This is a genomic window from Pseudomonas sp. JH-2 (assembly GCF_036231725.1).
In the GTDB taxonomy this organism is placed as follows: domain Bacteria; phylum Pseudomonadota; class Gammaproteobacteria; order Pseudomonadales; family Pseudomonadaceae; genus Pseudomonas; species Pseudomonas delhiensis.
The window spans coordinates 32,135-52,841 of sequence record NZ_JAZAQP010000008.1 but is presented as its reverse complement, the minus strand read 5'-3'; the positions used below and the strand labels follow the sequence as shown (position 1 = coordinate 52,841).

Annotated in this window: 17 protein-coding genes; 15 read left to right on the top strand and 2 right to left on the bottom strand. The window is 69.3% G+C overall.

Annotated features, from left to right (window positions below; all coding sequences use genetic code 11):
* Positions 1–6 precede the first annotated feature (6 nt).
* The 9 genes from rfaP to VV867_RS07810 all read left to right on the top strand — a co-directional run bounded on the left by rfaP (position 7) and on the right by VV867_RS07810 (position 9,882).
* Positions 7–813, top strand: a complete 807-nt coding sequence (rfaP, locus tag VV867_RS07850; RefSeq protein ID WP_328566049.1) for a lipopolysaccharide core heptose(I) kinase RfaP — start codon at positions 7–9, stop codon at positions 811–813.
* A complete protein-coding gene (locus tag VV867_RS07845; RefSeq protein ID WP_109935201.1) occupies positions 813–1,547 on the top strand; it encodes a lipopolysaccharide kinase InaA family protein in 735 nt (244 codons plus the stop codon). The genes rfaP and VV867_RS07845 overlap by 1 nt, the downstream gene beginning before the upstream one ends.
* On the top strand, positions 1,544–2,299 hold the full coding sequence (locus VV867_RS07840; protein ID WP_109935200.1) for a lipopolysaccharide kinase InaA family protein: 756 nt from the start codon (positions 1,544–1,546) through the stop codon (positions 2,297–2,299). Before VV867_RS07845 ends, VV867_RS07840 begins: the two co-directional genes overlap by 4 nt.
* Positions 2,296–3,786 (top strand): lipopolysaccharide kinase InaA family protein, encoded by a 1,491-nt coding sequence (locus VV867_RS07835; protein WP_328566048.1) that lies wholly within the window; start codon positions 2,296–2,298, stop codon positions 3,784–3,786. Before VV867_RS07840 ends, VV867_RS07835 begins: the two co-directional genes overlap by 4 nt.
* Before the next feature lie 75 nt (positions 3,787–3,861).
* Positions 3,862–5,619 carry a carbamoyltransferase family protein gene (locus VV867_RS07830; RefSeq protein ID WP_109935198.1) on the top strand — a complete coding sequence of 586 codons (1,758 nt, stop codon included), beginning with the start codon at positions 3,862–3,864 and terminating at the stop codon, positions 5,617–5,619.
* Complete coding sequence (locus VV867_RS07825; protein WP_109935197.1) at positions 5,603–6,739, top strand: glycosyltransferase; 1,137 nt, start codon at positions 5,603–5,605, stop codon at positions 6,737–6,739. The genes VV867_RS07830 and VV867_RS07825 overlap by 17 nt, the downstream gene beginning before the upstream one ends.
* Before the next feature lie 34 nt (positions 6,740–6,773).
* Positions 6,774–7,730 (top strand): glycosyltransferase family protein, encoded by a 957-nt coding sequence (locus VV867_RS07820; RefSeq protein WP_109935196.1) that lies wholly within the window; start codon positions 6,774–6,776, stop codon positions 7,728–7,730.
* A 50-nt stretch (positions 7,731–7,780) separates the two neighbouring features.
* Positions 7,781–8,647: a glycosyltransferase family 2 protein gene (locus tag VV867_RS07815; protein WP_109935195.1), complete on the top strand. Its 867-nt coding sequence runs from the start codon at positions 7,781–7,783 to the stop codon at positions 8,645–8,647.
* 71 nt (positions 8,648–8,718) lie between these two features.
* Entirely contained in the window at positions 8,719–9,882 is a 1,164-nt protein-coding gene (locus tag VV867_RS07810) for an O-antigen ligase family protein (RefSeq protein ID WP_328566047.1), read from the top strand.
* Here the strand turns inward: VV867_RS07810 and VV867_RS07805 are convergent.
* A complete protein-coding gene (locus VV867_RS07805) occupies positions 9,869–10,516 on the bottom strand; it encodes a lipopolysaccharide kinase InaA family protein (RefSeq protein WP_109935194.1) in 648 nt (215 codons plus the stop codon). The two genes, VV867_RS07810 and VV867_RS07805, sit on opposite strands and share 14 nt — an antisense overlap.
* 99 nt (positions 10,517–10,615) lie before the next feature.
* Here VV867_RS07805 and msbA point away from each other — a divergent pair, with 99 nt between their 5' ends.
* From msbA to VV867_RS07775, 6 genes are all read left to right on the top strand, one after another.
* Positions 10,616–12,436: a lipid A export permease/ATP-binding protein MsbA gene (msbA, locus tag VV867_RS07800; RefSeq protein WP_109935193.1), complete on the top strand. Its 1,821-nt coding sequence runs from the start codon at positions 10,616–10,618 to the stop codon at positions 12,434–12,436.
* Between the two features lie 6 nt (positions 12,437–12,442).
* Positions 12,443–13,339, top strand: coding sequence for a GNAT family N-acetyltransferase (locus VV867_RS07795; protein ID WP_109935795.1), 897 nt, complete (start codon positions 12,443–12,445; stop codon positions 13,337–13,339).
* A gap of 87 nt (positions 13,340–13,426) precedes the next feature.
* Complete coding sequence (locus VV867_RS07790; RefSeq protein WP_109935192.1) at positions 13,427–14,842, top strand: PIG-L deacetylase family protein; 1,416 nt, start codon at positions 13,427–13,429, stop codon at positions 14,840–14,842.
* Positions 14,843–14,917: 75 nt separating this feature from the next.
* A complete protein-coding gene (hldE, locus tag VV867_RS07785; RefSeq protein WP_109935191.1) occupies positions 14,918–16,342 on the top strand; it encodes a bifunctional D-glycero-beta-D-manno-heptose-7-phosphate kinase/D-glycero-beta-D-manno-heptose 1-phosphate adenylyltransferase HldE in 1,425 nt (474 codons plus the stop codon).
* 339 nt (positions 16,343–16,681) lie between these two features.
* A complete protein-coding gene (locus VV867_RS07780) occupies positions 16,682–17,965 on the top strand; it encodes an acyl-CoA dehydrogenase family protein (RefSeq protein WP_328566046.1) in 1,284 nt (427 codons plus the stop codon).
* 11 nt (positions 17,966–17,976) lie between these two features.
* Entirely contained in the window at positions 17,977–19,185 is a 1,209-nt protein-coding gene (locus VV867_RS07775; protein ID WP_328566045.1) for an acyl-CoA dehydrogenase family protein, read from the top strand.
* Between the two features lie 344 nt (positions 19,186–19,529).
* Here the strand turns inward: VV867_RS07775 and VV867_RS07770 are convergent, their stop codons facing one another.
* On the bottom strand, positions 19,530–20,441 hold the full coding sequence (locus VV867_RS07770) for a metal ABC transporter ATPase (RefSeq protein ID WP_328566044.1): 912 nt from the start codon (positions 20,439–20,441) through the stop codon (positions 19,530–19,532).
* Positions 20,442–20,707: the final 266 nt, after the last annotated feature.

The window sequence follows — 20,707 nt, the reverse complement described above, 5'->3', positions numbered from 1 at the left end:
CCCGCCATGAAGCTCGAGCTGCACGAGCCCTTCGAGCGCCTGTGGGCCGGCAAGGACCCCTTCGTCGAGGTGGAACGCCTGCAGGGCAAGGTCTACCGCGAGCTGGAAGGCCGCCGCACCCTGCGCACCGAGGTCGATGGCCGTGGCTACTTCGTCAAGATCCACCGCGGCATCGGCTGGGGCGAGATCTTCAAGAACCTGCTCAGCGCCAAGCTCCCGGTGCTCGGCGCCGGCCAGGAGCAGCGCGCCCTGGAGCGGCTGCACCAAGCGGGCGTCGCGACCATGACCGCGGTGGCCTATGGCGAGCGCGGCAGCGACCCGGCGCGCCAGCACTCGTTCATCGTCACCGAGGAGCTGGCCCCCACCGTCGACCTCGAACAGCTCTCGCTGAACTGGCTGCGCGAGCCACCGGCGCCGCGCTTCAAGCGCGCGCTGATCGACGAAGTGGCGAAGATGGTCGGCACCATGCACCGCGCCGGGGTGAACCACCGCGACTGCTACATCTGCCACTTCCTGCTGCACACCGACCGGGCGCCGACGCCCGACGACCTGCGCCTGTCGGTGATCGACCTGCACCGCGCCCAGACCCGCGCCGCCACGCCGCGCCGCTGGCGCGACAAGGACCTGGCCGCGCTGTACTTCTCGGCGCTGGATATCGGCCTGACGCAACGCGACAAGCTACGCTTCCTGCGCGGTTACTTCCGCAAGCCCCTGCGCGACATCCTACGCGAGGAGGCCGCTCTGCTCGCCTGGATGGAGCGCAAGGCCGCCAGACTCTACGATCGCAAGCAGCGCTACGGAGACCTGCTCTGATGTCGGGCTGGACCCTGGAACCCGCCTACAGCCACCTGTCCGCCGACTTCGGCAGCCTGGACGCGGTGTTCGCCCTGCAGGGCGAGCGCCTGACCAAGGACCCCAAGTCCGAAGTGATCCGTATCGAGCGCGACGGCGTGCGCTACTACGTCAAGCGCTACAACAGCGCCGGCAAGGGTTACCACCGCTACCTCGCGCGGCCGCGGATCAAGGCCGAGTGGCAGAACCTCAAGCAGTTCGCCAAGTGGGGCATCCCCACCGCCGAAGTGGTGGCCTGGGGCCTGGAGCGCCGGCGCGGCGCCTTCGTCCGCGGCGCCATGATCACCCGCGAGGTGCCGGGCACCGAAGACCTGGCCGCGCTGGCCCGGCGCAACGACCCGCGCCTGCGCGACCGCGCCTGGGTCGACCACGTCAGCCGGCAGCTGGCGGCGCACACGCGGCTGATGCACGACCACCACTTCACCCACAACGACCTGAAGTGGCGCAACATCCTGGTCGATTCCGCCGGCACCGTGTATTTCATCGACTGCCCGATCGGCGACTACTGGGTCAGCTTCATGCTGCGCCACCGCATCACCAAGGACCTGGCGACCCTGGACAAGGTGGCCAAGCACCACCTCACCGCCACCCAGCGCCTGCGCTTCTACCTGCAGTACCGCCGGCGCGAGCGGCTGAACGCCTCGGACAAGCAGCGCGTGCGGCGCATCGCCCATTTCTACGAGGGACGCGAGTGAACGACTTCATCGCCGACGACGACCGCGAGCGCCTGCAAAGCCAGGGCCTGGCCGGCTTCGACGCGCTCTGGACGCTGCCGCTGGAGGCAGTGGACGAGCCCAACACCGAGCGCGGCGGCTGGAGTAGCGTGTTCCGCCTGGAGCTGGACGGCGGCGCGTACTACCTCAAGCGGCAGAGCAACCACCTCACGCGCAGCCTGCTGCGCCCGGGCGGCGAGCCGACCTTCGCCCGCGAGTTCCGCAACATCCAGCGCTACCAGCAGCTGGGCATCCCAGCGTTGCAGGCGGCCTTCTTCGGCGAGCGCCGCGAGGGCGGCGAACGCCGCGCCATCCTGGTGACCCGCGCGCTGGACGGCTGGCGCGACCTGGACGCCTGGCTGAAGGACTGGTCCGGCCTGCCGCCCGAGCGCCGCCAGGCGATCCTGCACGCCTGCGGCATGCTCGCCCGGCGCCTGCACGAGGCCGGGCAGATGCACGGCTGCTTCTATCCCAAGCACATCTTCCTGCGCGAGGCCGGGGACGGCTTCCAGGCCTGCCTGATCGACCTGGAGAAGACCCGCCCGCTGTGGTTCGGCCTGCGCGACCGCGTCAAGGACCTGGAGCCGCTGCTGCGCCGCGCCCCCGACTGGAGCGAGGTGGACGTGCGCCAGCTGCTCGCCGCCTACCTGGGCAGCGCGGCCAGCGGCGCCGAGGTGGACCACTGGTACAAGCGCCTGGGCGCGCGCCGGCGCAAGAAGGAGAAACGCGGGTGAGGCTGGGCGAACTGCGTAACGCCGGGCGCCAGCCGACGCTGCCGCTGCGGCTGGAACTGGCCGATGGCGCCGGCCCCGCCGAGCTGCGCCTGGACAGCCTGCTGCGCGTGCTGCCGGGCCGGCGCTACGTCGGCGCAGGCAACTGGCGCGGGCGCCAGGTGCTGGCCAAGCTGCTGGTCGGCGGCAAGGCCGCGCGGCACTTCCAGCGCGAGCTGGCCGGCGTGCGCCTGCTCGCCGAGCAGGGCCTGACCACGCCGCTGCTGCTGGCCGACGGCCTGGGCGAAGGCGAGGGCGGCTGGCTGCTCTTCGAGTTCCTCGACGGCGCCCACAGCCTGGGCGACGCCTGGCGCGCGGTGGAGGCCGAGCCGGCGTTGTCCGACGCCCAGCAGACGGTGCTCGGCGAGGCCCTGGCGGCCATCGCCGAGCTGCACGCCAAGGGCCTTTGGCAGGAAGACCTGCACCTGGACAACCTGCTGCGCCACGACGGCCGCCTGTACCTGATCGACGGCGCCGGCATCCGCGCCGAGACGCCCGGCCAGCCGCTGTCGCGCAAGCACGTGCTGGAAAACCTCGGGGTGTTCTTCGCCCAGCTGCCGGCCAGCCTCGACCCCTTCCTCGAAGAGCTGCTGGTGCACTACCTGCTGGTCAACGGCGAGCACGCGCTGCCGCTGGAGGCCCTGCAGAAGGAGATCGCCCGGGTGCGCCGCTGGCGCGTCGCCGACCTGCTGAAGAAGATCGGCCGCGACTGCAGCCTGTTCAGCGTGCGCCGCGGCGCCTTCGGCCTGCGCGCGGTGCGCCGCGAGGAAGAGGCCGGCCTTGCGCCGCTGCTGGCCGAGCCGGACGCTTTCATTGACCGGGGGCATGTCTACAAGACCGGCGGTGCCGCTACCGTGGCGAAAGTGGAGCTGGCTGGCCGGCCGCTGGTAGTGAAACGTTACAACATCAAGAACCTGCTGCACTGGCTCAAGCGCTTCTGGCGCCCCAGCCGCGCCTGGGCGTCCTGGCGCGAGGGCAACCGCCTGGAAGCCCTCGGCATCGCCACCGCGAAACCCCTGGCGGTGCTGGAACGGCGCTGGCTGTGGCTGCGCGGGCCGGCCTTCCTGATTACCGATTACCTGGGCGGGCAGGATATAATCGCCCGTTTCAAACCCCATCTGGACGATCCGGACGGGGCCGGCATGCCGCCGGAGGCCGAGCTGAAGGCCCTGGACAGCCTGTTCGCGGCGCTGCGGCGCGAGCGCATCAGCCACGGCGACCTCAAGGGCCACAACCTGTTCTGGCAGGGCGAGGGCGATGGGGGGCGCTGGGCGCTGATCGACCTCGACGCCATGCACAAGCACCACGGCCAGGCCGGTTTCGAACGCGCCTACGCCCGCGACCGCGCACGTTTCCTGCGCAACTGGCCGCAGGACAGCGCGCTCCACCGGCTGCTGGATGAACGCATACCCAAGGCCGGCGTCCAAGCGCAAGACCGACCCGGGAAGTGAAGGCTCCGACGAGCCGACGAAGATCATCGCCTGGGCCCCGCTGACGGGGCCGGGCTTTACCAAGAGGCAACACCAGTGGCATTGACCATCCTCGGCCTGTCCGGCGCCGTAAGCCATGACCCTTCCGCCGCCCTGTACATCGACGGCAAGCTGGTCGCGGCGGTCGAAGAAGAGCGCTTCGTCCGCGACAAGCACGCGAAGAACCGCATGCCCTACGAGTCGGCCAAGTTCTGCCTGGAGCAGGCCGGGATCAAGCCGTCCGACGTCGACGTGGTGGCCATTCCCTTCGCCCCCATCAGCCTGTTCGGCAAGGCCCGCTGGCACTACGCCAAGCGCTACGCCTACGCCCCGGACCGCGCGCTGGACGCCATCCTGCTCGGCAACCGCCGCTACAAGCGCTACTACAAGCGCATCGAATGGTGCCTGCAGCAGTTGGGCTTCGACCTGAAGAAGGTCAAGATCCAGCCGGTGGAGCACCACCTGGCCCACGCCTCCAGCGCCTACCACTGCTCCGGCTTCAAGGAGAAGACGGCGATCCTCGGGATCGACGGCAAGGGCGAGTACGCCACCACCTTCTTCGGCTGGGGCGAGAATGGCAAGATCCACAAGATCAAGGAATTCTACGACCCGGACTCCCTCGGCGGCCTGTACGGCGCGATCACCGAGTACCTCGGCTTCGACATGCTCGACGGCGAGTTCAAGGTCATGGGCATGGCGCCCTACGGCGATGCCAGCAAGTACGATTTCTCGCGCCTGGCCAAGTTCGAGAACGGCGAGCTGATCATCAACACCGACTACGCCAACGTCATCGGCTTCCGCCGCTACAAGGAAAAGGGCAAGGGCTACTACTTCTCGCCCAAGCTGATCGAGTGGCTGGGGCCCAAGCGCGAAGGCGACATCGCCGACGACCCGTACATCCACTACGCCGCCAGCATCCAGGCGCTGTTCGAGAAGCTGGCGCTGGAGATGATGGACTACTACCTGGGCGACATCCTCCGCGAAACCGGCAAGATCGCCTTCGCCGGCGGCTGCGCGCTGAACGTCAAGCTGAACCAGAAGATCATCTCGCGCCCGGAAGTGAAGGAGCTGTACGTGCAGCCCGCGTCCAGCGACGCCGGCACCGCGGTCGGCGCCGCCGCCTACGTGTCCTGGGAGCGTGGCGTGCCGGTGGAGAAGATGGAGCACGTCTACCTCGGCCCGCAGTACAGCAACGAAGACGTCATCGCCGCCTGCGCCCGCCACGCGGCGGCGCCGGCCTGGCGCAAGATCGACAACGTGCCCGAGCTGATCGGCAAGGTGCTGGCCGACGGCAACCCGGTGGCCTGGTTCCAGGGCCGCATGGAGTTCGGCCCGCGCGCCCTCGGCGGGCGTTCCATCCTCGGCTGCCCGAGCGTGCCGGGCGTGGCCGACCGGATCAACGCGCAGATCAAGTTCCGCGAGCGCTGGCGGCCGTTCTGCCCGTCGATGCTGGATACCGTCGGCCCGCAGATGTTCAAGATCAACCACCCGGCGCCGTTCATGACCTTCACCTTCGAGGTCAACGACGAGTGGAAGACCCGCGTGCCGGAAGTCGTCCACGAGGACGGCACCTCCCGCGCCCAGGTGCTCAAGCGCGAGTTCAACCCGCGCTACTACGACCTGATGAAGGAGCTGGAGAAGCTCACCGGCAACGGCGTGGCGCTGAACACCTCGCTGAACCGCCGCGGCGAGCCGATGATCTGCTCGCCGACCGACGCGCTGAACATGTTCTACGGTTCGGACCTGCAGTACCTGATCATGCAGGACATCCTCGTGGTCAAGGAAGGTGCGCCGGCCTATGACTCGTTCGGCTGAACCGCGGGTACTGCAATTCTGCCACGGCTATGACGGGCCTTTCCTCGACTGCGCCCGTCAGTACGCCAGCCTGTTCGCCGGCACCGGCTACCGGGTGACCACGGTGTTCCTCACCGGCGCGCCCGACGCCGAGGTGGCTGCCGGCTGCGCCAGCGACGAGGTGCTGTTCCTCGACTACAGCTCGAAGGACGTGCGCGGCCTCAAGCTGCGGGCCATCCGCGACCTGCGCGAGATCGCCCGCTCGCGCGACTTCCGCTTCTGCATCGCGCATCGCTTCAAGCCGACCTGGGTGGCCATGCTCGCCACCCGCCTGCCGGTGATCGGCGTGCACCACGGCTTCGGCGACTACCGCCGGCTCGGCCGCAAGCTGTTCGCCAAACTGTTCGCCAAGCGCCTGAGCCTGCTGGCGGTGTCCAACGCGGTGCGCGACGAGCTGCGCCAGTGCCTGCCGGCCTGGCCGGCCGAGCGCATCGAGACGCTGTACAACCGCGTCGACGTCGACGCCCTGCAGGCCGAGCAGGTGGAGCGCTACCCGGCGCGCCAGCACCTGCGCCTGGCGGACAACGCCTGGGTGGTCGGCAACGTCGGCCGCCTGCACCCGGACAAGGACCAGGCCACGCTGCTGCGCGGCTTCGCCGCGGCGCTGCCGCAACTGCCGCCGGCCGCGCTGCTGGCGATCCTCGGCAAGGGCCGCCTGGAGGAAGACCTCAAGGAACTGGCCCGCGAGCTGGGCATCGCCGAACGGGTGCTGTTCCTCGGCCAGGTGCCGGACGCGCGGCGCTACTTCAAGGCCTTCGATGTGTTCGCCCTGAGTTCCGACCACGAGCCCTTCGGCATGGTCCTGCTGGAGGCCATGGCCGCCGGCGTGCCGCTGATCTCCACCGCCGGTGGTGGCGCCGGCGAGATCGTCGAAGGCCTGGGCATCCTCTTCCCGCTGCGCGACGACGCGGCGCTGGCCCAGGGCCTCGGGCACCTCGCCGCGCTGGATCGCCAGCAGCGCGAGGCCTGCGCCCGGCTGATGGACGAGCGCCTGCGCAGCCGCTTCTCCGACGAGGCGGTGCGCCGGGAGTTCTGGAGCCTGCCGCTGGTCCGCGCGCTGACGCGCGGTGCTTCCGAATAGACTGCCCGCTGGCCGGGATGCGAAAAGGTGAGTCTTGAAAGTCCTGTTTCTGGTTCAGAAAGAACAACGCGCCATTCTCGACCGCCTCTACGACGGCATCGCCGAACACTGCGAATGCGACCTGCGCTGGCTGAGCAGTGACGAGCAGGCCAACCTGCGCCGCTACTTCCGCGAGCAGGTGGACGTCACGCGCTACGACCGCATCCTGTTCTTCCTGCGCTTCAAGAAGGAAATGCGCCAGGCTTCCTTCATCGCCAGCGTGCCGAACCTGGTGATCCTCGAACACGACGCCTACCAGAACTACATCCCCTGCAAGTACACCGGCAAGTTCAGCGCCCACTACCGGCGCATGCCCTGGGCGCGGGTGATCAGCTCCGGCGCGGTGGTCGCCCGGCGCCTGCGCGAGGAGGGCTTCGACGCCGTCTTCGTGCCCAAGGGCTACGACCAGGACCTGCTCCACGACCTGGGCCGCGAGCGCGACATCGAGCTGGCCTTCGTCGGCAGCACCGGCAGCGTGGCCTACAGCGGGCGCAAGGCGCTGCTCGACGAGCTGGGCAAGGTGGAGAACCTGCTGGTCACCAAGACCAACTCCGGCGCGGACTACCTGAACACGCTCAACCGCATCCGCTTCTTCGTCAGCGCGGACGTCGGCATGGGCGAGTACATGATCAAGAACTTCGAGGCCATGGCCTGCGGCTGCGTGCTTTTCGCCTACGATCAGGGGGAAGAGGAGAACCGCGCGCTGGGCCTGGCCGACATGCAGAACGTCGTCTTCTACCGCGACATCCCCGAGCTGCGCCGCAAGCTGCAGGTGCTGCGCGAGGACCCCGCCCTGGCCGCGCGCATCGCCGAACAGGGCCGCCGGCTGGCCGAGGAAGGCTTCGGTTTCAGCCGCATCGGGGCGCGCATCGTCGAGGCGATGGCACCACCCTTGCGCCCTCGCCCGCAACCGGGCAGGCTGGAACGATTACGCCGGGTCTTGGGAATTTGAACATTCATGCGTCGAAGCTTTCGCGGCGGCCGTCGGGGCCGGAGGTGGTCGTGGCCAAGCCGCTGATCTCCGTGCTGGTACCCTGTTACAACCGCGAACGCTACATCGAGGAGGCCCTGCTGAGCATCCTCGAGCAGGACTACCCGAACTTCGAGCTGATCGTCGTCGATGACGGCTCCCAGGACGCCAGCGCCGAGAAGATCGAGGCCTTGCGCCAGCGCTACGGTTTCCAGTTCTACCGGCAAGCCAACCAGGGCGTGAGCGCCGCCCTGAACACGGCCCTGGGCCATGCCCGCGGCGAGTTCATCGCCACCCCCGACTCCGACGATGTGATGCTGCCGGGCCGCCTGTCGCTGCAGGCCGCCTACCTCGAGGCGCACCCGGATGTCGGCTGTGTCGGCGCGCGGGTGATCTACGTCGACGCCGAAGGCCGGCGGCTGAAGGCCGAGGAGGGCAAGCCGCTGCGCAGCTACAGCTTCGTCGAGCTGCTGTCCCGCGCCCACGCCATCGGCGCCCCCGTGGCCATGTATCGACGCGAGGCATTGGACCGTGCCGGCGGCTATGACCCGGAGATTCGCATCCAGGATTTCCAGATCACCCTGAAGATCGCCCGCCTGGGTTATCGCACGGATGTGTTGCCGGAGCTGGTGACGCTCTACCGCAGGCACCCGGGCAACATGTCCAAGACCGCCTACCAGCGGCAGCTCGACTACGACCTGATGGCCATCGCCCCCTACCGCGGCCAGCCCGGCTACTCGCAGGGTTTCACCTGCGTGATCAACAAGGCGCTCAAGCACTCGGTGGTGTCGGACAAGGCCTATGCCCTGCGGCTTCTGCTGAGGCTGCCGCCGTGGCGCTGGAACCGCGTGACCTGGCGCCGCCTGCGCCACCTGTTGTTCAAGTTCCACGAGGGATGAGCGCGTTCGGGATGAAGTCGATGTTATTGCAGGCATGGCAGACCTGGCGGCCCGCCGCGGGCCGGGGTGGCGTGCCTGTCGCCCGCCGGGACCGCGTGGCCGAGGCGATGCTGGGGTTCGGCGTGTTCTGGACCCTCGCCGGGGTGCTGCTGACGCCGACCATGAAGTTCTACTACACCATGGTGGCGCTGTTCGTGTACCTGCCGGCGCTCTGGCTGGTGATCGCCCGCCGCGCCGAACTGGGGCGGCTGATCGGCGAGCGCAGGGAAATGTGGTTGTTCCTGGCGCTGTTCGCCTGGGCCAATCTCTCGCTGCTGTGGGCCGTCGGGGATTTCGACCGATTGTCGCGGGTCAAGCAGTCGAGCCTCTTCGTGTTGCTGGTCTGCGGCTGGTTGCTCTGGGCGCGGGCCAGCGAGCCACGCCTGCGCGGTACCCTGATAGCGCTCGGCCTGCTCAACAGCCTCTATTGCCTGGCCGCGCTGCTCTGGGCCCCGGCCTACGCGCCCGGGCGCCTGAACGGCTTCGGTGGCTTCCTCGACAATCCCAATGCGGCCGCCTACGCCACGGCCTTCCTGCTGGTGATGGCGCTGCCGCTGCGCCCGGCGGGGCGCGGCTGGCGGCTGGCCTGGTTGCTGCTGCAGCTTCCCCCGCTGTTCTACGTCGCCCTGTGTGGCAGCCGCGGAGCGTTGCTGGCGCTGATGGCCACGGCGACGTTCTGCCTGGTGCTGCTGCCGGGCTGGCGCTGGCGCCTGGCTGCCCTGTCGACCCTGGTCGGCGGGGCCGCGCTGTTCTGCCTGGAGCCGAGCCTGATGGAACGGGGGGATTCGGAGCGGCTGGAACTGTTGCGCAGCGCCTTGCCGATCCTGCGCGAGCATTTCTGGATCGGCGTGGGCTATGGCACCACCTACGAGGTCCAGGGCTGGGCCGGCGGTTACCATGGCAGCACCCACAACTTCCTGCTGCATACCGCCTTGCAGTACGGGATTCCGGCGCTGCTCGTCTGGCTGGCGCTCTGGGCGATGCTGGGGCTGCGGGCCTGGCGTAGCCGCCATACGCAACTGGGCCTGGCGCTGCTGCTGCTGTGGGTCTTCGCCAGCGTGGCCATGCAGTTCGACGTGTTCAGCCTGTGGGAGCGCACCCGCGCCATGTGGCTGATGCCCTGGGCGGTATTCCTGCTCGGCCTGAGCCTGGAGCGCCCGGCCGGGGAGGCCGGCGGCGAACTCAACCGGCGTTGAGGATGCCCTGCAGTTCGCGGGCGTCCCAGCGTACCTTGCCGTGGCGCAGGTAGCCCGCGCTCAGCTCGTTGCCCTTGTCCGCCAGCAACCACTGCCGATCCTCGGCGTAGCGCAGCATATGCGCGAAGTTGCGCTTGCGCTGCAGGCGGCCGAGGGCGCGGCGCTGGGTCTTCATGTCGGCGATGTCGATCAGCCCCAGTTCGCCCTGCGGGGTCTGCACCACGTTGCCCAGGTGCAGCGAGCGGAAGTACACGCCGCGTTCGTGCAGGCGGGCGATCAGCTCGCCCAGGCGCTCGCGCAGGGCGCCGTCGGCCTGGCCGGCGGCGATCAGCTGGCGCAGCGTCTGGCCCGGCAGCGGGCGGTAGTGCACCAGGTCGCGGGCGATGGCGGGCACGCGGTAGACGCCGATCACCTCGGGGCAGGGGATGCCCAGCCGCTGCAGGGCCTGGGCGTTGTCGGCGAAGCGCCGGGCATAGGGGTAGAGCGCCGCCGAGGAGACCAGCCGCTTGCGCCGGAACAGCTTGACGAAGTTGCCGTCGGGCAGGCGCAGGACCTTGTCGCCATGGCCGTCGGCTTCCAGCACGGTGGCACCGGCGCGCAGCGATTCATAGGCGGGAAGGTCTAGCTGTTGCATACCGGGGTTCCTGGACGGGGCCGGCTATAGTAGCCCAGGCGCCGGGCAAACGAGAGGCCTGTGTTATAATCGCCGGCCTTTTCAGCGTGCGATTCTTTCATGACCGGCAAAGACACCGCAGAGCCCTCGAGCCTGAAGATCTACTTCCGCCTGCTCACCTACGTGCGGCCCTACTGGGGCATGTTCGCCCTGAGCATCGTCGGCTTCCTGATCTTCGCCGCCACCCAGCCGATGCTGGCCGGCATCCTCAAGTACTTCGTCGACGGCCTGACGCACCCGGACGCCAAGCTGTTCCCCAACGCCCCCTGGCCCTGGCTGCGCGACCTCTCGCTGCTCTACGCGGTGCCGCTGCTGGTAGTGCTGATCGCGGTCTGGCAGGGCATCGGCTCCTTCCTCGGCAACTACTACATCGCCCGCGTCTCCCTGGGCCTGGTGCACGACCTGCGGGTGGCGCTGTTCAACAACCTGCTGACGCTGCCCAACCGCTATTTCGACAGCCACAACTCCGGGCACCTGATCTCGCGCATCACCTTCAACGTGACCATGGTCACCGGCGCCGCCACCGACGCCATCAAGGTGGTGATCCGCGAAGGCATGACCGTGGTCTTCCTGTTCCTCTCGCTGCTGTACATGAACTGGAAGCTGACCCTGGTGATGGTTGCCATCCTGCCGGTCATCGCCCTGATGGTGACCAGTGCCAGCCGCAAGTTCCGCAAGCAGAGCAAGAAGATCCAGGTGGCCATGGGCGACGTGACCCACGTCTCCTCCGAGACCATCCAGGGCTACCGCGTGGTGCGCAGCTTCGGCGGCGAGGCCTACGAGCGCGAGCGCTTCCTCGACGTGAGCCGGGAGAACACCGAGAAGAACCTGCGCATGAACAAGACCTCGGCGATCTACACGCCGATGCTGCAACTGGTGATCTACAGCGCCATGGCCGTGCTGCTGTACCTGGTGCTGCTGCTGCGCGGCGACGCCACCGTCGGCGACCTGGTGGCCTACATCTCCATGGCCGGCCTGCTGCCCAAGCCGATCCGCCAGCTCTCGGAGGTCAGCTCGACCATCCAGAAGGGCGTGGCCGGCGCCGAGAGCATCTTCGAGCAGCTCGACGAGAAGCCCGAAGTGGACCATGGCAGCGTCGAGAAGGAACGCGTGCAGGGCCGCCTGGAAGTGAAGAACCTCAGCTTCACCTACCCGGGCAGCGAGAAGCGCGTGCTCAACGACCTCAACTTCAGCGTCGAGCCGGGGCAGATGGTCGCCCTGGTCGGCCGCTCCGGCAGCGGCAAGTCGACCCTGGCCAACCTCATCCCGCGCTTCTACGACCACAGCGAGGGCAAGATCCTCCTCGATGGCGTGGACGTCGAGGACTACCGCCTGCGCAACCTGCGCAAGCACATCTCGCTGGTCACCCAGCAGGTCAACCTGTTCAACGACAGCGTGCTCAACAACATCGCCTACGGCGACCTCGCCAGCAAGCCGCGCAGCGCGGTGGAGAAAGCCGCCGAGGACGCCTTCGCCCGCGAGTTCATCGACCGCCTGGCCGAAGGCTTCGACACCGAGGTGGGCGAGAACGGCGTGATGCTCTCCGGCGGCCAGCGCCAGCGCCTGGCGATCGCCCGCGCGCTGCTCAAGGACGCCCCGGTGCTGATCCTCGACGAGGCCACCTCGGCGCTGGACACCGAGTCCGAACGGCACATCCAGGCCGCCCTGGAGAAGGTCATGGAGGGCCGCACCACCCTGGTGATCGCCCACCGCCTGAGCACCATCGAGCGCGCCGACCTGATCCTGGTGATGGACCAGGGCCACATCGTCGAGCGGGGCACCCACGACGAGCTGATCGCCCTCAACGGCTACTACGCGCGCCTGCATGCCAGGCAGTTCGCCGACGAGCCGGCCGAGGACGGCATCGGCGAGTCGGCCTGAATGGCCCTGCTCGATCGCCTGCGCGTCGTCCGCGAGCGCGGCTGGACACCCATCGACGCCGCGGCCTACGCCGAGGCCTGGCAGCGCTTCGGCGGCAGCGTGGCGACCCACCCGCAGGTGGTGGAGCGCCTGGCGGGCCTGGCCGGCATCCCGGTGCGCTACCTGGGCTGGGTCGCCGACGGCCAGCTGCGCGCCGCCATCCCCACCTGGGGCCGGCACCTGGCGCTGTCCAAGGAAGTGCTCAAGCGCGAAGGCAAGAAGGCGCTGTTCGACCTGGGCAATGCCGAGGTCATCCTGCCGATCGCCGAGGATGCGCGCATTGCCCTGCGCCATCGGGTGCGCTATCTGTCCGAGCTGAACCAGCCGCAGGTGACCGACGCCCGCCGGCAGGACGAGGAACTGGCGCTGAACCGCGCGCCGGCGGACTTCTCCAAGAAATTCCGCTACAACCAGCGCCGCGAGCTGCGCCTGCTGGAAGAGGCCGGCGGCGTGCTGCAGCCGATGGACGAGTTGAGCCCGGCCGAGCAGGCGCGCATCTACGCCGAGCTGTTCCAGCGCCGCTGGGGCTTCGAGGTGCCGGGCAAGGCGCGCCTGGCCGAGGTGCTCGGGCTGATGCGCGAGTTCATGCGCGGCTCGCTGGTGCGCCTGGACGGCGAGCCGGTGGCGATCCAGATCCTCTACCGCGTCGAGTCGCCGAAGTGGATCAGCGTCGAATACATCAACGGCGGCGTGGCCCCGGAGAACCGCGAGTTCAGCCCCGGCAGCGTGCTCACCCACGTCAACACCCAGCAGGCCTGGGCCGAAGCCGAGGCGCTGGGCAAGCCGCTACGCTATTCCTTCGGCCGCGCCGACCGCGAATACAAGGACCGCTGGTGCCACCGGGTGCCGGTGTTCCAGGTGTAACGGCACAATCCCGTCATTCCCGCGAACGCGGGAACCCAGTGGCTGTGTAGGAGCGGACTCCGTCCGCGATCGACCCCGGAGAACCCCATGAGCGCCCGCAAGCAGCAACTGCTCAAGGAACACCGCCGCAAGAAGCGCCTGGTGCTGCTCGTCGCGCTGTTGGCGCTGGTCGCCCTCGGCGTGTTCGCCCCCTGGTGGAGCGTGCCCCTGGCCGTGCTGCTGGGCTGGGTGGCCCACGAGGCCTGGTTCGCCGACCACCTGTTCTACTCGCCGCGCGACGACTACCGCTACGACTTCCCGGAAGGCCAGCTGAGCCTGCCGGCGTCCCTCGGCCCCCACGGCCTGCACGTCGCTACCGATGCGCTGCCCGGGGACTACGAGACGCTGCTCCTGCAGATCCGCGTCAGGGCCAACTGGCTGGGCCGCTGGCTCGACCCGCAGGTGCTGATCGAGGGCAACGAGGGCATCGACCGCCAGGACTTTGAGCGCGGCGTGAACGGCGTGCGCTACCTCAACCTGTCCGGCCAGGGCGCGGCCCTGCGTGGTGGGCACCTGCGCATCCGCGGCCGCCACTGCCGCCTCGACAGCCAGGGCACCCTGCACGCCTTCCACAACCCGGACTACGCCGAGCGTCGGCTGATGGTCATCGCGCCCCACGCCGACGACGCCGAGCTGGCCGCCTTCGGCCTGTACAGCCGCGCCGAGGAGGTGAGCATCGTCACCCTGACCCAGGGCGAGATCGAGGCCGGGTACTACCAGCGCCTGGGCCTGGACCAGGCCGCCGCGGCGCGCCTGAAGGGCCGCCTGCGCACCTGGGACAGCCTGGCCGTGCCGCTGTGGGGCGGGGTGCCGGCCAGCCGCTGCGTGCAACTGGGCTACTACTGCCTGCAACTGCCGGCGATGTGCGGCGAACCGGACAAGGGCTTCGGTTCGCGGGAGTCCGGCGAGAGCGACATCCGCGACCTGCGCCGGCACAACCCGCTGCAGCTGCCGGCCGACGCCGACGGCGTGCCCAGCTGGAACAACCTGGTGGCGGACCTGGTGGCGCTGCTGGAGCACTTCCGCCCCGAGGTGCTGGTCACCCCGCACCCGCAGCTGGACCCCCACGCCGACCACGTGCACGCCACGCGGGCGCTGCAGGAGGCCATCCAGCTCAGCGCCTGGAAGCCGCAGACCCTGCTGCTCTATGCCAACCACCTGCACGACAACGACCGCTGGCCCATGGGCCCGGCCGAAGGCGGCGTGGCCCTGCCGCCGTGCATCGAAGCGCTGCCGGCCGACGCCCTGTGGAGCCCGGCGCTGGACGCCGCCACGCGCATCGACAAGGCCCAGGCCCTGGCCATGCAGCACGACCTGACGGTCCCGCTGCCGGCCAAGAAGCGCCTGCGCCGGCTGATCCAGCGGGCCCTGGCCGGGCGCTGCTGGCCGGCCAGCGGCGAGGACGAATTCTTCCGCAAGGCGGTGCGCCGCCACGAGCTGTTCTGGGTGCGCCCGCTGCGCTGAACGACCGGTGCCCGGCGCGAGGCCGGGCGAGCGGCTATGGTATTATCCGCGGCGATTTCGACCTGCGGAGTTCCCATGAAACTGACCATGCCCCGTTTCGATCAGGCCCCTGTGCTGGTGGTCGGCGACGTGATGCTCGACCGCTACTGGCACGGCGCGACCTCGCGCATCTCGCCCGAGGCGCCGGTGCCGGTGGTGCGGGTCGAGCAGCATGAGGACCGCCCCGGCGGCGCGGCCAACGTCGCGCTGAACCTGGCCGCCCTGGGCGCCCCGGCCTTCCTGGTCGGCGTCACCGGCGAGGACGAGGCCGCCGCCAGCCTGGCCGACAGTCTTGGCGCGGTGGGCGTGACCACCCGCTTCCAGCGCATCGCCGGGCAGCCGACCATCGTCAAGCTGCGCGTCATGAGCCGGCATCAACAGTTGTTGCGGGTGGACTTCGAGGAACCCTTCAGGACCGACGCCCAGGCCCTGGCCCGCGAGACCGAGGCGCTGCTGGACCAGGTCCGCGTGCTGGTGCTGTCGGACTACGGCAAGGGCGCGCTGAAGAACCACCAGGCGCTGATCCAGGCTGCGCGCAAGCGCAACATCCCGGTGCTGGCCGACCCCAAGGGCAAGGACTTCTCCATCTACCGCGGCGCCAGCCTGATCACCCCGAACCTCTCCGAGTTCGAGGCCATCGTCGGCCGCTGCCAGGACGAGAACGAGCTGGTGGCCAAGGGCCTGAAGCTGCTCGGCGACCTGGAGCTGGGCGCGCTGCTGGTGACCCGCGGCGAGCACGGCATGACCCTGCTGCGCCCCGGCCACCCGGCGCTGCACCTGCCGGCCCGCGCCCGCGAAGTGTTCGACGTCACCGGCGCCGGCGACACCGTGATTTCCACCCTGGCCGGCGCCCTGGCCGCCGGCGAGGACCTGCCCCAGGCCGTGGCCCTGGCCAACCTGGCCGCCGGCATCGTGGTCGGCAAGCTCGGCACCGCCGCCATCAGCGCTCCCGAACTGCGCCGCGCGGTGCAGCGCGAGCAGGGCTCCGAGCGCGGCGTGCTGGGCCTGGAGCAACTGCTGCTGGCCATCGAGGACGCCCGCGCCCACGGCGAGAAGATCGTCTTCACCAACGGCTGCTTCGACATCCTCCACGCCGGCCACGTCAGCTACCTGGAACAGGCCCGCGCCCAGGGCGACCGGCTGATCGTGGCGGTCAACGACGACGCCTCGGTGGGCCGCCTGAAAGGCCCGGGCCGGCCGATCAACAGTGTCGACCGGCGCATGGCGGTGCTCGCCGGCCTCGGCGCGGTGGACTGGGTGGTGAGCTTCAGCGAGGACACCCCCGAACGCCTGCTCGCCCAGGTGCGCCCGGACGTGCTGGTCAAGGGCGGCGACTACTCCGTCGACCAGGTGGTCGGCGCCGACATCGTCAGCGCCTACGGCGGCGAAGTGCGCGTCCTCGGCCTGGTGCCGAACAGCTCCACCACCGCCATCGTCGAAAAAATCCGCCAGAAGCGCTAACGTCGATATCCCCTGGACGTAGGGCGTATAACCGTTCGCGGTTATACGCCGCCTGACCTTGGCTGAACCTCTGCTCGCTGCCAAACTCGAAGCGCCCCTCACCCGTCGCGTCAGACTCGGAAGCTCCGGCCGAATCCCATACGGACTCCAGGGCGCTCCGGGCTCGACCTCGAAGCCGCCGATGTGGCCGGGCGTAACGGCGTACAACCGCGAACGGTTGTACGCCCTACGTTTCCACTGACCCCTCTGCCATGCGTTCCCGGCAAAGCGGTCATGGTCCCCCCGCCGTCTCACGGCGCATGATCCCCGGCATCCCATCCCCCCGTGGAGCGAGATGCCATGACCACCGACGTGCAGGGCCGCGCCCTGGCCGTGCTCAACCGGGTGGCCCAGGCCGACTGGCCGGACCGCCTGAAGCTGCGCAAACCCTTCGAGAAGCTGCTCTACACCGGTAGCCGCACCGGCTTCCGCATGGCCAGCCAGCGTGCCGCCAAGCAAACCAAGACGCCGCGCAAGGTCGACCCGGACGAGCTCTTCGACCTGACGCTGTCCGACGAACAGCAGATGCTGGTGGACATGCTCGAAGGCTTCGCTGCCGAGGTGCTGCGCCCGGCCGCCCACGATGCCGACGCCGACGCCGGGGTGCCCGCCGAACTGCTCAACCAGGCCCTGGAACTGGGCCTGGCCTACTACGGCGTGAGCGAAGTGCACGGCGGCATGGCTGGCGAACGCACCGTGCTGACCAACGCGCTGATCGCCGAGGCCCTGGCCCGTGGCGACCTGAGCCTGGCCGCGGCGCTGCTGGTGCCGCTGTCGGCGGCCAACTGCATCCGCCGCTGGGCCAGCCCGCAGCAGCAGGCGCAGTGGCTGCCGGCGTTCGTCGGCGAGGACGGGCCGCCGCTGATCGGCCTCGCCGTGGGCGAGCCGCAGTTGCTGGCCGACCCCGCGCAACTGAAGACCCAGGCACGCAAACGCGGCCGCCATTACCTGCTGTCCGGCGAGAAGTGCCTGGTGGTACGCGGGCTGGATGCCAGCCAGTTGCTGGTCGCCGCGCAGACCGCCGACGGCCCGGCGCTGTTCCTGGTCGACGCCGCCGCCAAGGGCGTGGAGCGCCGCCCCGAGCCGGCCATGGGCCTGAAGGCCGCCGGCACCGCACGCATCCGCCTGAAGGGCGTGAAGGTCGACGCCGGCCGCCGCCTGGCCGCGGAGAAATTCGACTACCAGGCTTTTCTCGACCTCAGCGGCCTGGCCTGGTGCGCCCTGGCCCTGGGCACCGCGCAGGCGGCGCTGGACTACGTGATCGGCTACTGCAACGAGCGCGAGGCCTTCGGCGAGCCCATCAGCCACCGCCAGGGCGTGGCCTTCATGGTCGCCGACATCGCCATCGAACTGGACGCCATGCGCCTGATGACCTGGCGCGCCTGCGCCCTGGCCGAGCGTGGCCAGCCGTTCCACCGCGAGGCCTACCTCGCCCGCCTGCTCTGTGCCGAGAAGGCCATGAAGATCGGCACCGACGCCGTGCAGTTGCTCGGCGGCCACGGCTTCACCAAGGAACACCCAGCCGAGCGCTGGTACCGCGACCTGCGCGCCCTGGCCGTGATGGCCGGCGGCCTGCACCTCTGAGGAGCGCCTGCATGTACCTGGAAACCCCGAAGAAATTCCGTGGCCTGGTCAACCAGGCGCACCAGGTGGCGGAAAACTACCTGCGGCCGATCTCGCGCAAGTACGACAAGGCCGAGCACGCCTACCCCAAGGAGCTGGACCTGCTGGCCGCGCTGCTGGACGGCATGAACGCCGGCTCGCCGGACGCCGTGGGCGCCACCTCGGCCAGCAAGCGCAAGGGCGCGGCGGCGGAGGAGGGCGTGAAGAACGGCGGCAACCTCTCCGCCTGCCTGGGCGTGATGGAAATGTGCTGGGGCGACGTCGGCCTGCTGCTGGCCATGCCGCGCCAGGGCCTGGGCAACGCCGCCATCGCCGCGGTGGCCAACGACGAGCAGCTCAAGCGCTTCGGCGGCACCTGGGCGGCCATGGCCATCACCGAGCCGGGCTGCGGCTCGGACTCGGCGGCCATCCGCGCCACGGCCACCCGCGACGGCGACCACTACGTGCTCAATGGCGAGAAGATCTTCGTCACCTCCGGCGCCCGCGCCGACGCGGTGGTGGTCTGGGCCACCCTGGACCGCGGCCTGGGCCGCGCGGCCATCAAGTCCTTCGTGGTGGAGAAGGGCACCCCGGGCATGACCGTCACTCGCCTGGAGAAGAAGCTCGGGATCAAGGCCTCGGACACCGCCTCCATCAGCTTCAGCGACTGCCGGGTGCCGGCGGCCAACCTGCTGGGCAACGCCGAGATCGACGTGCAGAAGGGCTTCGCCGGCGTCATGGAGACCTTCGACAACACCCGACCGCTGGTGGCGGCCATGGCGGTCGGCGTGGCCAAGGCCTCGCTGGACCGCGCCCGCGAACTGCTGAAGAAGGCCGGCTGCCGCTTCGACTACGCCAGGCCGCTGCTGAGCGTGTCCCACGCCGAGGCGACCCTGTACCGCCTGGAGGCGGAATGGGAGGCCGCACGCCTGCTGACGCTGAAAGCCGCATGGATGGCCGACAACCGCCAGCCCAACTCCAGGGAGGCCTCCATCGCCAAGGCCAAGGCCGGGCGGGTGGCCAACGAGGTCACCCTGAAGTGCGTGGAACTGGCCGGAGCCCTGGGCTACGGCGAGGACGAACTGCTGGAGAAATGGGCGCGGGACTCGAAGATCCTCGACATCTTCGAGGGCACCCAGCAGATCCAACTGCTGATCGTGGCGCGGCGCCTGTTGGGCAAGAGTTCCAGCCAGTTGAAGTGACCGGAGCAGCCGTTCACATGTAGGAGCGCGCCCTGCGCGCGATTCGCAGGCAGGGCCTGCTCCTGCAGGTTGGGGACGTACGCAGGCGTAATGCTCTTCGTAGGATGGGTTGAGCTTGCGAAACCCATGCGGTCGTGGCGATGGGTATCGCTTCGCTCAACCCATCCTACGGGGTGTTGTGTTTGCCGGAAGGCGTAGGAGCGGACCTTGTCCGCGATAGCCGGAGGTTTCGGCGCGATTCGCGGATGAGATCCGCTACTACGCCATCCCACCCGCGCCATTCCGATGTAGGAGCGCGCCCTACGCGCGAATCGCGGGCAGGGCCCGCTCCTACAGGGGGGCCTTCAGGCCGTGCGCCGGCCCTTGCCGGAATTGCCGTTGGCCGGCGGCAGGCTGTCGAGCCAGTCGCGGAAGCGGATGCGCTCGTCGCGCACCAGCCAGCCGTCCTGCTCGGCGAAGCTTTCCGAGAGCCACAGGCCGCGGGTCGCGGCTTTCACCAGTTCGCCCTTGCGCAGGGTGAAGAGCGAGCCGGTGGGCTGGCCGTGCTCCAGCGGCAGCAGGTAGAGGTCCGGCCGTCGGCGGTCCAGGCGGGCCACCAGCGGGCCGCTTTCCAGGCGCTCGTCGACGTGGAACAGGCTGACGTCGCGCACGTCCCTGGGTAGCTCCATGCGCATGTCGTAGACCAGTTGCAGCGAGGCAGTGGGCAGGTGCACGTAGGCCTGCGGGCGCTCCAGCAGGCGCAGGGCGCCGGCCTGCACCGGCCGTGCGGCGCCGGACAGCGGCGTCAGCGAGAAGTGGCTGGCCTCGCGGTAGCGCAGGGTGTCCTGGTAGGGCGTCGGCAGCCAGGTGTCGCCGAAGCGCCCGCCCAGCCAGCCGTCGGCGGTTTCCACCAGGCATTCCTCGGCCACTTCCTGGATGGCGGTGAGCAGCGGCAGGTTCAGCTCGTGGGATGGCACGTAGCCGGAAATCAGCTTGAGCACGGTGTCGCCGCGGTCGGCGCGCTGCTGGCGCACCAGCACCCAGTAGTCGCGGCCCTGCCAGTTGAGCGTCAGGCGCACCGACACGCCCAGGTTGGCGAGCTCGGCGGTGAAGTGCCGGGCATCGGCCACCTGTACCGGGCGGCGGCGCCCCAGGACCTGGGAGAAATTCAGCGGCAGGCCGAGGCCCTGGTAGACCAGGCTGTCGGGGTTGGCCTCGACCAGCAACGGCAAGGTCTTGAAGGCGGTCGGGTCCTTGCGGGCGAGCGTACGGGGCATGGGCGGTCCTCGTCGTACAGGGCGCGTCGGGCCGCCCGCGGGGTGGGCGGCCTGGCCGATCGTTCCGGGTTGCCAGTGGCTACGGCGTTGACGGCGAACTTCGAAAACCCTCGATTATTTCGAGGTTAACCCTGAAAGGGTCTTGGTTTTCGGCTGTTTTTCCTGTCAGCGAGCTTTTGGCGGCAATTTTGCGTGCCGCGGTTTTTCACCGCGGAGTCTGAGCATGGCACAGGAATGCGCCCTTTGTGTCAACCTTGGATGACTGC

Excerpts from the sequence above, each read along its gene's own strand:
- rfaP (WP_328566049.1), top strand. The coding sequence starts at position 7 with ATGAAGCTCGAGCTGCACGAGCCCTTCGAGCGCCTGTGGGCCGGCAAG.
- VV867_RS07845 (WP_109935201.1), top strand. The coding sequence starts at position 813 with ATGTCGGGCTGGACCCTGGAACCCGCCTACAGCCACCTGTCCGCCGAC.
- VV867_RS07825 (WP_109935197.1), top strand. The coding sequence starts at position 5,603 with ATGACTCGTTCGGCTGAACCGCGGGTACTGCAATTCTGCCACGGCTAT.
- VV867_RS07805 (WP_109935194.1), bottom strand. The coding sequence starts at position 10,516 with ATGCAACAGCTAGACCTTCCCGCCTATGAATCGCTGCGCGCCGGTGCC.
- msbA (WP_109935193.1), top strand. The coding sequence starts at position 10,616 with ATGACCGGCAAAGACACCGCAGAGCCCTCGAGCCTGAAGATCTACTTC.
- VV867_RS07790 (WP_109935192.1), top strand. The coding sequence starts at position 13,427 with ATGAGCGCCCGCAAGCAGCAACTGCTCAAGGAACACCGCCGCAAGAAG.
- hldE (WP_109935191.1), top strand. The coding sequence starts at position 14,918 with ATGAAACTGACCATGCCCCGTTTCGATCAGGCCCCTGTGCTGGTGGTC.
- VV867_RS07780 (WP_328566046.1), top strand. The coding sequence starts at position 16,682 with ATGACCACCGACGTGCAGGGCCGCGCCCTGGCCGTGCTCAACCGGGTG.
- VV867_RS07775 (WP_328566045.1), top strand. The coding sequence starts at position 17,977 with ATGTACCTGGAAACCCCGAAGAAATTCCGTGGCCTGGTCAACCAGGCG.
- VV867_RS07770 (WP_328566044.1), bottom strand. The coding sequence starts at position 20,441 with ATGCCCCGTACGCTCGCCCGCAAGGACCCGACCGCCTTCAAGACCTTG.